Origin of the sequence: Micromonospora sp. WMMD558, assembly GCF_049315255.1 — a bacterium.
GTDB lineage: Bacteria > Actinomycetota > Actinomycetes > Mycobacteriales > Micromonosporaceae > Micromonospora.
In genome coordinates this window covers 1,374,733-1,390,425 of sequence record NZ_CP186061.1, presented here as the reverse complement: position 1 = coordinate 1,390,425, position 15,693 = coordinate 1,374,733, and the positions used below count along the sequence as shown (strand labels likewise).

18 protein-coding genes are annotated in these 15,693 nt (G+C 71.7%); 8 read left to right on the top strand and 10 right to left on the bottom strand.

The genetic code is table 11. The features are described from left to right. Window positions 1-69: 69 nt before the first annotated feature. Window positions 70-1,284 (bottom strand): acyl-CoA dehydrogenase family protein, encoded by a 1,215-nt coding sequence (locus ACN26Y_RS06755; protein WP_155329452.1) that lies wholly within the window; start codon window positions 1,282-1,284, stop codon window positions 70-72. A gap of 1 nt (window position 1,285) precedes the next feature. Beyond that, window positions 1,286-1,738: an SCP2 sterol-binding domain-containing protein gene (locus ACN26Y_RS06750; protein WP_155329451.1), complete on the bottom strand. Its 453-nt coding sequence runs from the start codon at window positions 1,736-1,738 to the stop codon at window positions 1,286-1,288. 68 nt (window positions 1,739-1,806) lie between these two features. On the opposite strand from ACN26Y_RS06750, the gene ACN26Y_RS06745 reads away from it, so the two are divergent. After that, complete coding sequence (locus ACN26Y_RS06745) at window positions 1,807-2,445, top strand: TetR/AcrR family transcriptional regulator (RefSeq protein WP_196255793.1); 639 nt, start codon at window positions 1,807-1,809, stop codon at window positions 2,443-2,445. A 63-nt stretch (window positions 2,446-2,508) separates the two neighbouring features. On the opposite strand, the gene ACN26Y_RS06740 is transcribed toward ACN26Y_RS06745, so the two are convergent. From ACN26Y_RS06740 to ACN26Y_RS06730, 3 genes are read right to left on the bottom strand one after another with little or no spacing between them, the layout of a single operon-like run. Further along, entirely contained in the window at window positions 2,509-3,114 is a 606-nt protein-coding gene (locus ACN26Y_RS06740) for a DedA family protein (RefSeq protein WP_155329449.1), read from the bottom strand. Window positions 3,115-3,169: 55 nt separating this feature from the next. Continuing rightward, on the bottom strand, window positions 3,170-4,234 hold the full coding sequence (locus tag ACN26Y_RS06735; RefSeq protein WP_155333962.1) for a MaoC/PaaZ C-terminal domain-containing protein: 1,065 nt from the start codon (window positions 4,232-4,234) through the stop codon (window positions 3,170-3,172). Then, entirely contained in the window at window positions 4,234-5,622 is a 1,389-nt protein-coding gene (locus tag ACN26Y_RS06730; RefSeq protein WP_422734483.1) for a 3-oxoacyl-ACP reductase, read from the bottom strand. Before ACN26Y_RS06730 ends, ACN26Y_RS06735 begins: the two co-directional genes overlap by 1 nt. A gap of 55 nt (window positions 5,623-5,677) precedes the next feature. On the opposite strand from ACN26Y_RS06730, the gene ACN26Y_RS06725 reads away from it, so the two are divergent. Further along, a complete protein-coding gene (locus ACN26Y_RS06725) occupies window positions 5,678-6,970 on the top strand; it encodes an acetyl-CoA C-acetyltransferase (RefSeq protein ID WP_422734482.1) in 1,293 nt (430 codons plus the stop codon). Here the strand turns inward: ACN26Y_RS06725 and ACN26Y_RS06720 are convergent. Next, complete coding sequence (locus ACN26Y_RS06720; RefSeq protein ID WP_155329446.1) at window positions 6,940-8,145, bottom strand: PKD domain-containing protein; 1,206 nt, start codon at window positions 8,143-8,145, stop codon at window positions 6,940-6,942. The genes ACN26Y_RS06725 and ACN26Y_RS06720 overlap by 31 nt on opposite strands. Window positions 8,146-8,241: 96 nt before the next feature. Between ACN26Y_RS06720 and ACN26Y_RS06715 the strand changes: the two genes are divergently transcribed. Then, window positions 8,242-8,841 carry a hypothetical protein gene (locus tag ACN26Y_RS06715; RefSeq protein WP_155329445.1) on the top strand — a complete coding sequence of 200 codons (600 nt, stop codon included), beginning with the start codon at window positions 8,242-8,244 and terminating at the stop codon, window positions 8,839-8,841. 19 nt (window positions 8,842-8,860) lie between these two features. On the opposite strand, the gene ACN26Y_RS06710 is transcribed toward ACN26Y_RS06715, so the two are convergent. Then, window positions 8,861-9,367 (bottom strand): hypothetical protein, encoded by a 507-nt coding sequence (locus ACN26Y_RS06710; protein ID WP_422734481.1) that lies wholly within the window; start codon window positions 9,365-9,367, stop codon window positions 8,861-8,863. Next, window positions 9,364-9,753, bottom strand: coding sequence for a hypothetical protein (locus ACN26Y_RS06705; RefSeq protein ID WP_155329443.1), 390 nt, complete (start codon window positions 9,751-9,753; stop codon window positions 9,364-9,366). The genes ACN26Y_RS06710 and ACN26Y_RS06705 overlap by 4 nt, the downstream gene beginning before the upstream one ends. Window positions 9,754-9,993: 240 nt before the next feature. Here ACN26Y_RS06705 and ACN26Y_RS06700 point away from each other — a divergent pair, with 240 nt between their 5' ends. The 3 genes from ACN26Y_RS06700 to purB all read left to right on the top strand — a co-directional run bounded on the left by ACN26Y_RS06700 (window position 9,994) and on the right by purB (window position 12,893). Further along, a complete protein-coding gene (locus tag ACN26Y_RS06700) occupies window positions 9,994-10,536 on the top strand; it encodes a UTRA domain-containing protein (protein ID WP_155329442.1) in 543 nt (180 codons plus the stop codon). Between the two features lie 17 nt (window positions 10,537-10,553). Further along, window positions 10,554-11,282, top strand: a complete 729-nt coding sequence (locus ACN26Y_RS06695) for a GntR family transcriptional regulator (protein WP_155329441.1) — start codon at window positions 10,554-10,556, stop codon at window positions 11,280-11,282. 186 nt (window positions 11,283-11,468) lie between these two features. Beyond that, a complete protein-coding gene (purB, locus tag ACN26Y_RS06690) occupies window positions 11,469-12,893 on the top strand; it encodes an adenylosuccinate lyase (RefSeq protein ID WP_155329440.1) in 1,425 nt (474 codons plus the stop codon). A gap of 175 nt (window positions 12,894-13,068) precedes the next feature. On the opposite strand, the gene ACN26Y_RS06685 is transcribed toward purB, so the two are convergent. Further along, the gene (locus ACN26Y_RS06685) at window positions 13,069-13,635 is read right to left on the bottom strand and encodes a YbjQ family protein (protein WP_155329439.1); all 567 of its coding nucleotides are present in this window, start codon (window positions 13,633-13,635) and stop codon (window positions 13,069-13,071) included. Window positions 13,636-13,659: 24 nt separating this feature from the next. After that, on the bottom strand, window positions 13,660-14,343 hold the full coding sequence (locus tag ACN26Y_RS06680) for a S1 family peptidase (RefSeq protein WP_155329438.1): 684 nt from the start codon (window positions 14,341-14,343) through the stop codon (window positions 13,660-13,662). Window positions 14,344-14,736: 393 nt separating this feature from the next. Here ACN26Y_RS06680 and purS point away from each other — a divergent pair, with 393 nt between their 5' ends. Both purS and purQ read left to right on the top strand, forming a co-directional pair. Further along, window positions 14,737-15,000: a phosphoribosylformylglycinamidine synthase subunit PurS gene (gene purS, locus ACN26Y_RS06675; RefSeq protein ID WP_155329437.1), complete on the top strand. Its 264-nt coding sequence runs from the start codon at window positions 14,737-14,739 to the stop codon at window positions 14,998-15,000. After that, entirely contained in the window at window positions 14,997-15,680 is a 684-nt protein-coding gene (gene purQ, locus ACN26Y_RS06670; protein WP_155329436.1) for a phosphoribosylformylglycinamidine synthase subunit PurQ, read from the top strand. The genes purS and purQ overlap by 4 nt, the downstream gene beginning before the upstream one ends. Window positions 15,681-15,693 lie beyond the last annotated feature (13 nt).

Here is a 15,693-nt window from a genome sequence, read left to right as displayed (position 1 = left end):
GGGCCCCCGGAACCCGGGGGCCCTTCCTCGACGAACGGTGCAGCCGCGGACCGGCCGGGCTGGCGGGGCTCAGCGGATCTGGACGCCGGAGATGGCGCGGGAGATGACGAGCCGCTGGATCTCGGAGGTGCCCTCGAAGATGGTGTAGATCTTGGCGTCCCGGTACCAGCGCTCCACGGGGTGGTCGCGCAGGAAACCCGCGCCGCCGAGCAGCTGCACCGCCTTGTCGGTGACGGCGACGGCCACCTCGCCGGCCTTCAGCTTGGACATCGATCCCTCGCCGGCGGTGAAGGGCCGGTTGTTGCGCCCCATCCAGGAGGCGCGCCAGACCAGCAGCCGGGCCGCGTCGATCTCCATCTTCATGTCGGCCAGCGCGAACGCGACCGCCTGGTTCTCGATGATCGGGCGTCCGAACTGGATCCGGTCCTTCGCGTAGTCCAGCGCGTACTCGTAGGCGGCCCGGGCCACGCCGAGCGCCTGCGCGCCGACGGTGGGCCGGGACAGCTCGAACGTGCGCATCGCGGCCTGACCGGAGGCGCGCTGCCCGGACCGGGCCCGGGCCAGCCGCTCGTCGAGGGCGTCCTTGCCGCCGAGCAGGCAGCGCCCGGGCACCCGTACGTCGTCGAGGAAGACGTCGGCGGTGTGCGACGCGCGTAGGCCCAGCTTGCGCAGCTTGCGGGTCGCGCTGAGCCCGGCGGTGCCCGGCGGGACGACGAACGCCGCCTGCCCTCGCGACCCGAGTTCCGGGTCGACCGAGGCGGTGACGACGTGCACCCCGGCGATACCACCGTTGGTGGCGTACGCCTTCTGCCCGCGCAGCACCCACTCGTCGCTGGCCTCGTCGTAGACGGCCCGGGTGCGCATCGCGCCGACGTCGGAGCCCGCCTCGGGTTCGCTGGTGCAGAACGCCGCGACGGCGGGCGAGTCGATGTCGCCGAAGCACTGCGGCACCCACTCGACGAGCTGGTCGGGGGTGCCGGCGCCGTAGATGGCGGCGACGGCGAGCCCGGTGCCGAAGATGCTCAGGCCGATGCCGGCGTCACCCCAGAAGAGCTCTTCGCTGGCGATGGGTAGCGAGAGCCCGGTGGGGTCGGCCCAGCAGGTGGCGAGGAACTCGAAGCCGTAGAGACCGACCTTGGCGGCCTCCTGGATGATCGGCCAGGGAGTCTCCTCCCGCGCGTCCCACTCGGCCGCGGCCGGGCGCACGACCTCGGCTGCGAAGCCGTGCACCCAGTCGCGTAAATCCCGCTGTTCCTCGGTCAGGTCGAGCGAGAACTCGGCCATGTCAGCCCTTGGGGATGTCGAACAGGTTGGCGATGTTGGCGGCGAGGCCCAGGTCGCCCTTGGCCTTCAGCTTGCCGGTCATGAACATCATGACCGGGTTGGCCCCGCCGGAGACGGTCTTGAGGAACTCGACCGGGCCCATGGTGAGGCTGAGCTTCGGGTCGTGCTGCGGGGTCTCGTTGACCGTGCAGGTGCCGTCGGCGATGACGACCTCGTACGTGTCGGTGCCACCGTCGGGGCGGCCGGTGATGTTCCAGTGGATGACCGCGTTGGTCGAGCCGGCCCGGTCGGCCCGGAACAGCTGCGGCATCCGGCCGAAGACCTCGCTGAGGATCTTGCCGCGCAGGTCGCCGGACATCACCTCGGCGATCTTGTCGTCGGGGGTGGACTTGACCAGCTGCGCGAACTCCTTGGGGCCGACGTTGGCGAAGTTGGCCGGGTCGAAGTCAGTCATCAGGCGCACCTTCCGGGGAATTGGCTACTCGTGCGTAACCCTACGCACGAGTAGGTATGCTCGCAAGGGTGTCCAGCACCCCCACCTTCAAACGACTGCCGCGGGCCGTCCGTGAGCAGCAGATGCTCGACGCGGCGGTCAAGGTCTTCTCCCGACGGGGCTACCACGCGGCCAGCATGGACGAGATCGCCGACGACGCCGGCATCTCCAAGCCGATGGTGTACGCGTACCTGGGCACCAAGGAAGAGCTCTTCGTCGCCTGCCTGCACCGCGAGGGGACGCGGATGATGCAGGCCATCGCCGGTGCCGCCGCCCCCGACCTGCCGGCCGACGAGCGGCTCTGGCGCGGGCTGCGCGCCTTCTTCGGCTTCGTCGGCGCGCACCGGGACGGCTGGGCCGTGCTCTACCGGCAGGCCCGTGGTGAGCAGCCGTTCGCCGGGGAGCTCGCCGCGATGCGGGCCCGAATGGTCGAGGTGGTCGCCGGGATGCTCGACCACGCGCTGCGCGCCGAGGGCCGCGAGGTGACCGAGGCCGAGCTGGAGGTGGTCGCGTACGCCCTGGTGGGCGCGACCGAGTCGCTCGCGGACTGGCTCGCCGACCATGCGGAGGCCGACCCGGAGAAGACCGCCACCCGGATGATGAACGTCGCCTGGGTCGGCGCCGCCCAACTCCTGCACGGCACCACCTGGCGCCCACCCGAGCAGTAAGGAAGGGCCCCTTATTAACGCCTCCGGTAGAGGAAGGGCCCCTTCTTAACAGCGCCGCGCCCGTCAGCCGCGGGCGGTGGTCCGGCGGCGGGCACGGCGCACCGCCTCGATCAGCACCGTCACCACCACCGACACGCCCAGGCCGGCCAGGACGCCCCGGAGCGGGTCCCGCTCGAAGGTGATCCCGCCGAAATAGCCGAGCAGCACGCAGTACAGCGCCCAGGTCACTCCACCGATCGCGTCGTACAGCAGGAACGACCGCCGCGGGTAGCGGACCGCACCCATCGTCAGCGTGACCGCCGTCCGGCCGCCCGGGACGTAGCGCGCGGTGGTGAGGATCATCCCGCCGTGCCGGTCCAGTGCCCGGCGGGCCCACTCCAAGCTGGCCCTGCGCCGGCTCTCCGCCGGGAAGTTGGCGAGCCGCCGCGCGCCGCCGCCGCGTCCGATCTCGTATGAGACATGGTCCCCGGCGATCGCGCCGAGCGCGGCGGACACCCAGACCGCCACCAGCTCCGGCTGGCCGCTCGTGGCGAGCACGGCCGCGGCGATCACCGCCGCCTCGCCGGGCACCATCGGGACGACCGCGTCGACCGCCGTGAGCGCGAAGATCAGCAGGTACACCCACGGTGAGGTGACCGTCTGTCGCAGCAGGTCGAGCACGGACTCCATGCCCCCATGCTCGGGGCCGGGCTGTTAAGAAGGGGCCCTTCCTATGCAAAAGGCGTTAAGAGGGGGCCCTTCCTTCCGCCCGGACCGTGCCGAGCAGGTGTGGGCGGGCGTGGGAGTCGTGGATGGCGAAGTTTCCGGTGGGGGTGCTGTTGAAGTTGACCGTGCTGGGTAGGGGCAGCGGCAGCTTGAACGCCACGTCGACCGTGTAGGCGTCCGGCAGCCGGGGCTCCAGCGCGGCCAGGCAGCGCGCCTTGCTCCACATGCCGTGGGCGATCGGGCGCCGGAACCCGAACAGTCGCGCGCCGAGCCGCGAGGTGTGGATCGGGTTGTGGTCGCCGGAGACCCGCGCGTAGGCCGTACCGACCGACGGCTCGACCCGCCAGCGGGCCGAGGCGGCCGGCGCCAGGGTCGGCTCGGCCCGGTCGCGCCGCTCGCCGCCGCCGGGCGTGCGCTCCTTCCCGAGGTACGTGGACACGCCGCGCCAGACCTCCTCGCCGCCGACCGAACCCACCAGCACCACGTCCACCACCCGGCCCCGGTCGTGCGGGCGCAGGTTCTCGGCGTACGTGGTGAAGTCGAGCGTCTCGTCGGCGCGGATCGGCCGGTGGACGGTGATCCGGTTGCCGACGTGGACCACGCCGGTGAGCGGGATCGGGAAGTCCGGGGCGGTCATCAGGCGCAGCGCCAGCGGGAAGCCCATGATGTGCGGGAAGGTGGCGGGCAGCCGGTCGGTGAGCCGGAACCCGCACACCCGGTCGTACGCGGCGAGGTGACTCCGGTCCACGGCGACCTCGGCGACGGCCAGCTCGACCGACGGCGGCTGCGGAGCGCGCCGGCCGCGGCGGCCGGGCAGCGCGCCGAGCAGCGCCCGGCGGTAGAGCGCCCCCGCCGCCGGCATCTGCGCCAGTTCGACGCGGGACCGAACGACCCGCGCGGCGGTCGCGGTCAGGTCGTGCGTCCGGTCGTCGGCGAGCGCCGACAGGTCGTGGGTCGACTCGAGGCTCACGTCGTGGCCGCCGGGGTGCGGCGCCGCGAGGTCGCGTTCGGGGATGACCTGGGTGGGACCCTCGATCAGCTCGTCGACGGTGAGGTCGTCGGATGGTTCCTTCGGGCCCGCCATCACGCCCCCAGCAGACTCTGGCCGCAGACCCGGACGACGTTGCCGCTCACCGCGCCGCTCGCCGGCCAGGCGAGCCAGCCGATCGTCTCGGCCACGTCGACCGGCAGGCCGCCCTGGGACAGGCTGTTCATCCGCCGGCCCGCCTCGCGCAGCATCAGCGGGATCCGGGCGGTCAGCCGGGTCTCGATGAACCCCGGGGCGACCGCGTTGACGCTGATCCCGCGGCCGCTCAGCGCCGGCGCGAGCGACTCCACCAGGCCGATCACGCCGGCCTTGCTGGTGGCGTAGTTGGTCTGCCCGCGGTTGCCGGCGATCCCCGCGATCGAGGAGACCGAGACGATCCGCCCGCCGGCCCGGATCAGCTCACGTTCCAGCAGCACGTCGTTGATCCGCTCCTGGCTGGACAGGTTGACGTCGAGCACCGAGTCCCAGCGGTCGACGTCCATCCGGCCGAGGGTCTTGTCCCGGGTGATGCCGGCGTTGTGCACCACCACGTCGACCCGGCCCTGCCGGCTTGCCAGGTGCTCGGCGAGCCGGGCCGGCGCGTCCGGGGTGGTCAGGTCGAGCTGGACGGCGGTCCCGCCGATCTCGTTGGCCACCCGGGCCAGCTCGTCGCCGGCGGCCGGGATGTCCAGGGCGACCACCTGGGCGCCGTCGCGGGCGAGGACCCGGGCCAGTGCCGCGCCGATCCCGCGCGCCGCGCCGGTGACCAGCACGATCTGCCCGTCCAGCGGGCGGTCCCAGTCGGCGGGCGGCTCCGCCCGCCCGGTGCCGATCCGGACCACCTGCCCGGACACGTACGCGGACCGGCCGGAGAGCAGGAACCGGAGGGTGGCGTCGAGGCTGGTGAGCGTGCTCGCGTCACCGCTCGGGGTGACGTGGACGAGCTGGGCGGTGACGCCCCGGCCGAACTCCTTGCCGATGCTGCGGGTCAGCCCCTCCAGGGCCCGCTGCGCGGTGGCCTCCCGGGGCGACGGGCACTCGGCGGGCGTGGTGCCCAGCACGATGACCCGCCCGCTGGGCAGCACCGAGCGGGCATGGGGGTGGAAGAAGTCGTACAGCTGGCGGAGCCCGGTCGAGTCGGTGATGCCGGTGGCGTCGTACACCAGGGCGCCGAAGCGTGCGCTGGCCGGGGCCGGCTGTGCCGACGTGTCCCCGGCCGGTTCGACGGCGGCCGGGTCGCGCAGCTCGACCCCGGCGGCGGTCAGGATCTTGCCGACCGGCTCGACGAGGCGGCCACCGGCGGCGGCGCCGAGTAGGACGGGCCCGGGGAGGAGCGGGTCGCCGGAGCGGTGCCGGCGCAGGCGCGGCGGGTCGGGCAGCCCGAGGCGCTTGACCAGCGCGCGGCCGGCCCCCGATTGGACGAAGCTCGCGTACCTGTCGGTCATAGGCGTAGCCTACTGGCGAGTAGGTTGAGAGCAAGCCTTTCGAGGAGGCGGGATCGTGCAGAACATCCGGCGGGTCGCGGTCATCGGCGGCAACCGCATTCCCTTCGCACGCTCCAACTCGCGGTACGCGGAGGCGTCCAACTCGGACATGCTCGGCGCGGCGCTCGACGGGCTGGTGGCCCGCTACGGGCTGGCCGGCCAGCGCGTCGGCGAGGTGGTGGCCGGGGCGGTGCTGAAGCACTCGCGGGACTTCAACCTCACCCGCGAGGTGGTGCTCGGCTCGAAGCTCGACCCGCACACCCCCGCGTACGACGTCCAGCAGGCCTGCGGGACCGGCCTGGAAGCGGCCATCCTGGTCGCCAACAAGATCGCCCTCGGCCAGATCGACGTCGGCATCGCCGGTGGCGTCGACACCACCTCGGACGCGCCGCTCGCCGTCAACGAGGAGATGCGCCGCACGCTGCTCAAGCTGAACGGCGCCCGCACCCTCGGCGAGCGGCTGAGGATCGCCGCGCGGCTCCGGCCGACGCAGCCGTTCCGGCCGGACATCCCGCGCAACGCCGAGCCGTGCACCGGGCTGTCGATGGGGGAGCACGCCGCCCGCACCGCCGTCCGGTGGCAGATCGACCGGCGGTCCCAGGACGAGCTGGCGCTGCGGTCGCACCAGCGGCTCGCCGACGCGTACGAGCGGGGTTTCTTCGACGACCTCATGACGCCGTACCTCGGGCTGACCCGCGACCAGAACCTGCGGCCGGACACCACCCTGGAGAAGCTCGGCGGCCTCCGGCCGGTCTTCGGGACGAAGGGGCCGGACGCCGACCAGGCCACCATGACCGCCGGCAACTCCTCGCCGCTGACCGACGGCGCGTCCACCGTGCTGCTCGCCAGCGAGGAGTGGGCGCGGGAGCACAGCCTGCCGGTGCAGGCGTGGTTCACCTGGTCGGAGACCGCCGCCGTCGACTTCGTGCACGGCGACGAGGGGCTGCTGATGGCACCCGCGTACGCCGTGCCCCGAATGCTGGCCCGCGCCGGCCTGACCCTCCAGGACTTCGACTACTACGAGATCCACGAGGCGTTCGCCTCGCAGGTGCTGGCCACCCTGGCCGCGTGGGAGTCGCCGGAGTTCTGCAAGGACCGGCTGGGACTGGACGCCCCGCTCGGCGCGATCGACCGGGACCGGTTGAACGTCAACGGTTCCTCGCTGGCCGCCGGGCACCCGTTCGCGGCCACCGGCGGCCGGATCGTGGCGACGCTCGCCAAGCTGCTCGCGGAGAAGGGCGGCGGCCGGGGCCTCATCTCGATCTGCGCGGCCGGTGGTCAGGGCGTGACCGCGATCCTGGAGCGCTGACCGGAAACGAGGAACCGGCGCCCGCCACGGAGATCCGAGCCGACGGCGGTGGTGCGCGCGATCAGCGGTCGTGTGCCCGCCGCGTCGGCCACGACGAACCGGCGGTTGGCGTGGGCGAACAGGGCTACCCGTCCACCACCCAGGTCGACGAGGTCGAACCGCTCGTTGCTGCCGGCGGTGGTGCTGTTCGCGATCAGCGGCTTCGTACCCGCCGGGTCGGCCGTCACGAAGCGCCTGACGATCGCCTGTCGGAGCGACTTGTTCGCATCGGCGACATTCGCCCGGTAGAACTTCGTTGCGGGCCCGACCGCCGTCGCGCTCGGGATCAACGATCCGGAGGCGTTGGTACTGACGTACCGGCCGTTGGCGGCGGACTTGAGACTGACGGTGCCGTCGCTGTTCTGCTGCATCGTGAACCGCTGCGGCGTGGTCACGGTGGGAAGCCCAGGCGTCAACGCCGCACTACCCGTGGCGTCCGTGGTGAGGTAGCCCTGATCGGCCCGCGAGAAGAGGGCGACCTGGCCGTTGCCGGCGTCGGCGACGTCGAACTCCGCCGTCGAGTCCAGCGTGGTCCGGTTCGGCCCCAGCGGACCGCCGGACTTCGGGTCGCGCCCGACGTAGCGCTGGTTGCCCACGGCGAGCAGGCCCACCGTCGCGAGCCGCCGCAGCACGCTCACGTCCCTGCCGGCGCTGGTCGAGCGGTTGTCGGTGCCGATGACGTCGACGGCGACGTGGTAGTTGCCCGGCTTGGCGTAGCGATGGGTGATCCTCGGCGACGTCTGGGTGACGGTCGTGCCGTCGCCGAACGTGAAGCGGTACGAGGCGATCAGCGCGCTGCCGGGCTGCGACGCCGAGGCGTCGAGTTGCACCGAGTCGGCGGCCAGATTCAGGACCGCACGAAGCTGGGCGCTGGGATAGCGGACCAACTCGGTAGCGCCGCGGTCGGCGTACGAAGTCGGACTGGCGCCGGTGTTCGGTACGGCCCAGTCGTCGACGCGCGCGACGCCCCACTCGTCGGTGGTCTGGTACCCGGGGGCTGCCGAGTTCGCCGAGTCCCGCTTGTCAACGTTGTTGTCACTCTCGCGGTCGTGTGCGGCCTGACCCGACGCCGTACGGAACGCCGCGAGGGTCATCCGGGTGCCGTTCCAGCCGTAGATCGTGGAGGACGGCAGCACGGCGCCTGGCGGCCGACCGGTGTTGCCGACCGTTCCTACCGTGGACGCAGCCCGCCCGGACCTCACCGGTGACGGGGTCTCGCGAGGGGAGTGGTCATGTCCGGTCCAGCCCTGCTCCGCACCACCGTCGTCGCCCTGGTCGCCGCGCTGGCGGTCGCCGGCTGCGGGTCCGCCGGCACGAGCACCTCGGAGTCCAGCGCCACGACCTCGGTCACCGAGACCCCGGGCGGAGTGCCGACGTCCGGACCGGGCACATCCGCTCCCGGCACGACGGCGGGCGGGCAACCGGCCGGCGGTGGCCCGACCGGCACGGGGGCGACGGGCGGCACCGGCAGCAGCGGCGGGAAGTCCGGCGCCGGGTCGACGACGAGCACCGGCCCGTCCATCACCTACTTCCGGGTCGCGCAGCAGCCGTCCTGCCCAGCGGGCACCAGCGCCAACCCGATCGCCGGCACGTCGGTCGTCCTCGAGTGGAAGGCCAGTAACGTCGACTCCGTCGCCCTGTCCGTCGACGGCCCGGGCGTGTACGCCGACAACTACCCGCCCACCGGCAGCGAGACCCTGAACTTCCCCTGCTCCGGGTCGGAGGGCGACGTCCAGCGGCACACCTACCTGCTGACGGTCCGCAACGCCCACGGCACGCAGACGAAGACCCTCGTGGTGACCGCGACCGTGCACGACGTCCCGGAGGTGTGACGTCGCCCTGACGGAACCGCTATCCGGATCTGCTGACGTCACCCGTCGGTCGCACCGCGCCGTCGCCGTCGCGTAGCCAGCCGAGAAACCGCGCGTACAGCGCCTCGACCGGCAGGTGACGTAGATCCGACACCGCGTCGGCCAACTGCATGCCCAGGTAGACGCCGAGCGCGGGGCGGTCCCTGGCGTACCGGTCGAGCAGGCGCTGCCGGCGGTCCGGGCATGGCCAGGCCTGCCCGCAGCCGGCGCAGCACCAGTCCGGCCGGACCGGCACGTGCGCGATCGGGCACGGCTCCGGCTTGATCCGGACGGCGTCGATGCGGGCGAGCACCCGTCTCTGGCGCGGGCCGCGCGGGTCGCCGAGTTCGACGCCACGCAGGTGGATCCAGAGGCCGTCGCTGTGTCGCTCCCGCCGGCCCAACTCGACCACCCGCAGGGTCAGGGTGCCGAGGCCGTAGCAGTAGTGCTGCTCGGCCAGCTCGACCACGTCGCCCACGCGGAACGGCAGCCCGGGGAGTGCGGTCACGGCGTGACCCCGGCGTTCGGATCGGTAGGGGCGGCACCGAGCCGGATGAGCCAGACGAACGTGAGCAGCGGCGCGCGGCGCGGCGGCTGCGCTGTAGTCCTCGTCTGCGTCGAGGTCCGTCCCTGAGTTGCCGTCGCCGACCCGAACCAGTCCCGCCAGCCGGCCCGCCGGCGGCGCGGCTGGCGAGCGGGCAGCACCGGGCGGCCCAGGTCCACCAGGCGGTTTGCCGCCGCGTTGGCCGGACCGCAGGGCCCGGGGACCAGGCAGACCGCGCAGAAGCCGCTTTCCCGATCAGGTACGTGGCTTGCCAGGATCTCGCGTGCCGCCTCGGCCTCCGCCACCTCGCGGTGCCAGGACCGGCTGACCGCGGATCGGTACACACCCATCTCCCACTCCCGTTTAGCGGGGGCGGGCGCCCACGGCGTCCCCACCGCCGAAGGCGAGTGCGGCGGTCAGGGTGCCGTTGTCGAACGACAGGCATACGCCCGCCCCGTCAGGGGCCACTGCGCGCCATCGGACGCGCATCGAGAACCTTACTGCTTATCTAATAAGGCAGCAAGGATGTGACGCCGTGAGGGTAAAGGGGGATGGATACCCTTGCCGACGGAGTCGGCAAGGAGGCGAAGATGGGCGAACGTCAGTGGCTCAGTGTCTCGATGCCCTACGTTCGGCCGGATGATGCTCATGGTGGCGACGCATGGGGCGCCGATGCCGCGGGGCAAGGCGGAATTGGCACGCAGCGACTGCTCGATGTGCGTGAAGTGGTGCCGGTCGCCGAGGTGGCTGAAATTTTTCGCCTGGAACCGGGCGATCGCCTGATCGTCCGACGCCGGTTGATGCTGCTGGACGGTCAGCCGGTGGAGTTGACCGACTCGTACTACCCAATCTCCATCGCCCGCGATACCGCCCTTGCCGAGCAGCGGAAGATCCGCGGTGGGGCCGTCAGGCTGCTCGCTGAGTTGGGCTATCGTCCGAAGCGAGTACGGGAAGACGTCTACACGCGTCAGCCCGACGCGGCCGAGCGGCGCATGCTCGACCTGACCGGTCACGATTGGGCACTGGGCCTCACCCGTGTGCTGAGCACGGAAGAAGGCGTACCGGTCGAGGTCAGCATCATGACGATGGTGCCGTGGGGCCGGCGCCTACGATACGAGCTGTCGATCGACTGATGGAGCGGGAGCCTGACATGGCCAGCGGAACCGATGGCCGCCCGCGCCATGAGCAGATCGCGGCCGACCTCCGGTCCCGCATCATGTCCGGCGAACTTGCTCCGGGGTCGCAGTTGCCGTCGATCCCGACGCTCGTGCAGCTGTATTCCGCTGCCACCGCGACGGTGCAGCGCGCCCTCGGCGCGCTGAAAGCGGAGGGCGCTGTCTACAGCGAGGTCGGTCGGGGCGTCTACGTCCGGCGGAGGCGGCCGCTGGCTGTCGAGGCGTCGGCATACGTCACCCCTTCGCCCGAGGGCTACGCCTATCGCCTCCTTTCCGTGGCGGAGGTCGTGCCACCAGGGGAGGTGGCGCACGGCTTGGAGTTGACCGAAGGCGAGCGAGCCATCCTGCGGCATCGGCTGCTCCTGCACGACGACGAGCCGGTCGAACTGTCCTGGTCGTATTATCCGGCGGCCATCGCCAGGGGCACCGAGCTGGCTGAGCATCGCAAGATCAGGGGCGGAGCGCCAAGGCTCTTGGCGGACCTCGGCTATCCGCAGCAGCACATGCGCGACCGTGTGTCGGCACGGATGCCCACGACGGAGGAGATCGAGGAGCTCGACCTGCCGCCGTACGTACCAGTGCTGCGTCAGCTGCGGGTGATCCGCTCGGTCGATGGTCGCCCGGTCGAGGTTTCGGTTCTCGTCAAGGGCAGCCACCTGCATGAGCTGCACTACGACCAGGATGCTCTGACGCAGAGCACCTGACCTGCCACGGCCTTCCGGCCGACTGGGTTAGACCTGCGCGTGCGACTGCCAGCAACGCCCACGGCACGCAGACGAAGACCCTCGTGGTGACCGCGACCGTGCACGACGTTCCGGAGGTGTGACGCGACCCGCGCCGGTCCGGAGACCCCCGCGGCCGCCGCCGGCGCGTACGGGAGAATGCGGTACGTGACGACGATCCCCAACGTGCTCGCCAACCGGTACGCCTCGCCCGAACTGGCTGCCCTGTGGTCCCCGGAGGAGAAGATCCGGATGGAGCGGCGGCTGTGGCTCGCCGTCCTCCGGGCACAGCGGGACCTCGGCGTCGCCGTGCCGGACGGGGTGGTCGAGGCGTACGAGAGGGTGCTCGACCAGGTCGACCTCGCCTCGATCGCCGAGCGGGAGCGGGTCACCCGGCACGACGTGAAGGCCCGCATCGAGGAGTTCAGTGCCCTCGCCGGGCACGAGCACGTGCACAAGGGGATGACCTCCCGGGACCTCACGGAGAACATGGAGCAGCTCCAGGTGCGGGCGTCGTTGGAGCTGATCCGGGACCGGGTGGTCGCCACCCTGGCCCGCCTCGCCCGACTCGCCGTCGAGCATTCCGACCTGGTCATGACCGGTCGTTCGCACAACGTCGCGGCGCAGGCGACCACGCTGGGCAAGCGCTTCGCGTCGGCCGCCGAGGAGCTGCTGATCGCGTACGAGCGGCTGGACGACCTGATCGGCCGGTACCCGCTGCGGGGGATCAAGGGCCCGGTGGGCACCGCCGCCGACCAGCTCGACCTGTTCGACGGCGACGCCGACAAGGTCGCCGAGCTGGAGCGGCGGGTCGCCGAGCACCTCGGCTTCAACCGGGTGCTGAACAGCGTCGGGCAGGTCTACCCGCGCTCGCTCGACTTCGACGTGCTCTCCGCGTTGGCGCAGGTCGCGGCCGGGCCGTCGTCGCTGGCGACCACGATCCGCCTGATGGTCGGCCAGGAGCTGGCCACCGAGGGCTTCCAGCCGGGTCAGGTCGGGTCCAGCGCTATGCCGCACAAGATGAACACCCGCTCGTCGGAGCGGGTCAACGGCTTCGCGGTGATCATCCGGGGTTACCTGTCGATGGTCGGCGAGCTGGCCGGCGACCAGTGGAACGAGGGCGACGTGTCCTGCTCGGTGGTGCGCCGGGTGGCCCTGCCGGACGCCTTCTTCGCCGCCGACGGGCTGTTCCAGACGTTCCTCACCGTGCTGGACGAGTTCGGGGCGTACCCGGCGGTGATCAACCGTGAGCTGGAGCGCTTCCTGCCGTTCCTGGCCACCACCAAGATCCTGGTGGCGGCGGTCCGGCGGGGTGTGGGTCGCGAGGTTGCCCACGAGGTGATCAAGGAGCACGCGGTCGCCGTCGCCCTCGCCATGCGGGAGAAGGGCGCCCCCGAGAACGACCTCTTCGACCGCCTCGCGGCGGACGGCCGGTTGGGCCTGAACCGGGCCGAGATCGACGAACTGGTCGCCGACCGGCGGGCCTTCGTCGGCGCCGCCCCGGCCCAGGTCCAGGCGGTGGTCACCCGCGTATCCGAGGTGGCGGCCGCCCACCCGCAGGCGGCCACCTACACCCCACCCCCGATCCTCTGACCCCACCCCACCCCACCCCACCCCACCCTTCCCGGCCCCCACCCGCCCTTCCCGGCCCCCACCCGCCCTTCCCGGTTGATCATGAAGTTAGCGGGTGAGTCGATCTCCAAACCACCCGCTAACTTCATGATCAACGCCGTTGGGGTGGGTGGGGTGGGGTGGGGTGGGGTGGGGGTCAGGAATCGCGGGTGGGGGTTTCGGCGGCTGTGCGGAGGTTCGGGGCGCTGGCCGGTTCGGCGATGCCGCCCGGCTCCTCCGCGAACTCGCCCTCGTGGGCCGTCTCCGCGGCGACCAGCGGCTGGTCGGGGGGCATGACGTCGGGAACCTTGGGTACGACGATCACCGCCGTGCCGTACGCGCAGATCTCCATCCACATCTCGCCGCAGTCCCGACTGTCGAACCGCATGCCGATCACCGCGTTCGCGCCCAGCCGGCGGGCCTCCTCACCGAGCCGGGCCACCGAGTCGGTGCGCCAGCGGGTCAGGTTGTCCGGCGCCATCGGGTCGTACGCGCCGCCGCGCAGATTCTTCACGCCCTCGCGGTACGGGTTCCGCGTCCTGGCCATCGAGGAGACCACCTCGCCGAGGATCTGGCGGATCTCGTAGCCGGGAAGTTGATCCGTCGTCACGACCAGCACGTTTCCGATGCTGTCAGCCGATCGTGGGGCCCAACGTGAGCCCTGTTCACCTGGTCGGATGCTGAAAAACCGCGCGGCGCGGACGGCCGGCGCTCCGCCGACCATCCGCGCCGCCCGAGGCGCTAACCGTCAGACACCGGCCACCGAGGTGATCCAGGCCCGGTTGTACGCGACACTGCCGTAGTTCTGGATGCTGGAGCCGTCGGCGGTCGAGGCGACGCCCACCTGGCGGCCGTTGTAGAACTGCGGGCCGCCCGAGTCGCCCCGCCACGCGTTGCCGTTGATCCGGGTGCTCCGGATGGCCTGCCCGCCGTACGCGTCGCTGGCGCTGTTGCTGGTGACCCGGACGCTGGCGGTCTTGAGCTGGCTGGAGGCGGAGCAGCCGCTGTAGCAGGTCATGCCCCAGCCGTAGATCGAGTTCGTCGAGCCGATCGGCGGGTTGCTGCTGGCGAGCGTGACGTAGCTGGTGCTCACCGAGCTGGACAGCCGCATCAGGGCCAGGTCGTACCGGCCGTAGGTGGCGCTCACGGTGCGGGTGACGCCGCCGGAGGAGCGGTAGACGCTGCCGACCCGGACGGACATCGTCCCGCCGAGGCAGTGCCGGGCGGTGAGCACCCACTGCGGGGCGATGATCGTGCCCGAGCAGGTGAACGAGCCGTTGCTGAACACCGCGGCGGCCCACGGCGCCGACGAGACGTAGCCACCCCCGATGATGTAGGGCGTGGGTGTCGGGTTGGCGACGGCGCCGGAGCTGGCGCCGAGCACGCCGGCCACCGCGGTGGCGAGGACCGCGACCAGGGATCGGATGCGCATGTGAGGGCTCCTTCGGGGTTGGCCCGGGTTCACCGGGTCCGGCCTGCCGGCCGACGGCTCGGGTGGCTCGCCGGCCGGGGACTTCCATCGACATCTGACGATGTACGGTAGGGCTCTGAGATGTGGTTCACAAGTGTTTCATCGAAAACCATCAATTGAATCATGGCGTGATGCCCGACCGGGCAAAGGCGGGCGAACGGGGTCGGACGGCAACGGAACCGCATCGGGACGGCAACGAACCCGCATCGGTCTCCGGCCCCCCGCGCTGACAATGTCGATCACTGCCTGAACCGCGTACGGCCGGTGCGTCCGAGGCGGCATCTGCCAGGTAGGCTGGCTGCGCTCGCCCGTAGTGGGTCGGCACCCAACTGCGTACACAGTCAGGAGTGCCCAGTGCCTCGCGTCGTCGTCGACGTCATGCTCAAGCCCGAGATCCTCGATCCGCAGGGCCAGGCCGTCGCAAACGCGCTGCCCCGGCTCGGCGTCAGCGACGTCGCCTCCGTCCGGATCGGCAGGCGGATCGAGATCGAGTTCACCGGTGAACCGGACCTGGACCGCGCTCGGGAGATCGCCGACAAGTTGCTCGCCAACCCGGTCATCGAGGACTTCACCGTCCGCCTGGTCGAGGCCGACGAGACCGTGGACGCCCGCTCGTGACCGCCCGGGTCGGTGTGGTCACGTTCCCCGGATCGCTCGACGACGGGGACGCCGCCCGGGCCGTCCGGATCGCCGGAGCCGAGCCGGTCCGCCTCTGGCACGGTGACCCGCAGCTGCACGGGGTGGACGCGGTCGTCCTGCCCGGCGGCTTCTCCTACGGCGACTACCTGCGGTGCGGTGCGATCGCCCGGTTCGCCCCGGTCATGGAGACGATCGTGGACGCCGCCCGGGGCGGCCTGCCGGTGCTCGGCATCTGCAACGGCTTCCAGGTCCTCTGCGAGGCCCACCTGCTGCCCGGCGCGCTGACCCGCAACCAGCACCTGCACTTCCGCAACCGCGACCAGGTCCTCCGGATCGAGTCGGCCGGCACCGCGTGGACGAACGCGTTCCAGCCCGGCCAGGAGGTGCTCATCCCGGTCAAGAACGGCGAGGGCTGCTACGTCGCCGACACCGCGACGCTGGACCAGCTCGAGGCCGAGGGCCGGGTCGTCGCCCGCTACGTCGGGGGCAACCCCAACGGGTCCCAGCGCGACATCGCCGCCATCACCAACGCCGCCGGCAACGTGGTCGGCATCATGCCGCACCCGGAGCACGCGGTGGAGGCGCTCACCGGCCCCTCCCTGGACGGCCTCGGCTTCTTCACCTCGGTGCTCAAGCACCTGGTGGGGGCCCCGGCGTGACCGTGCGCGGCAT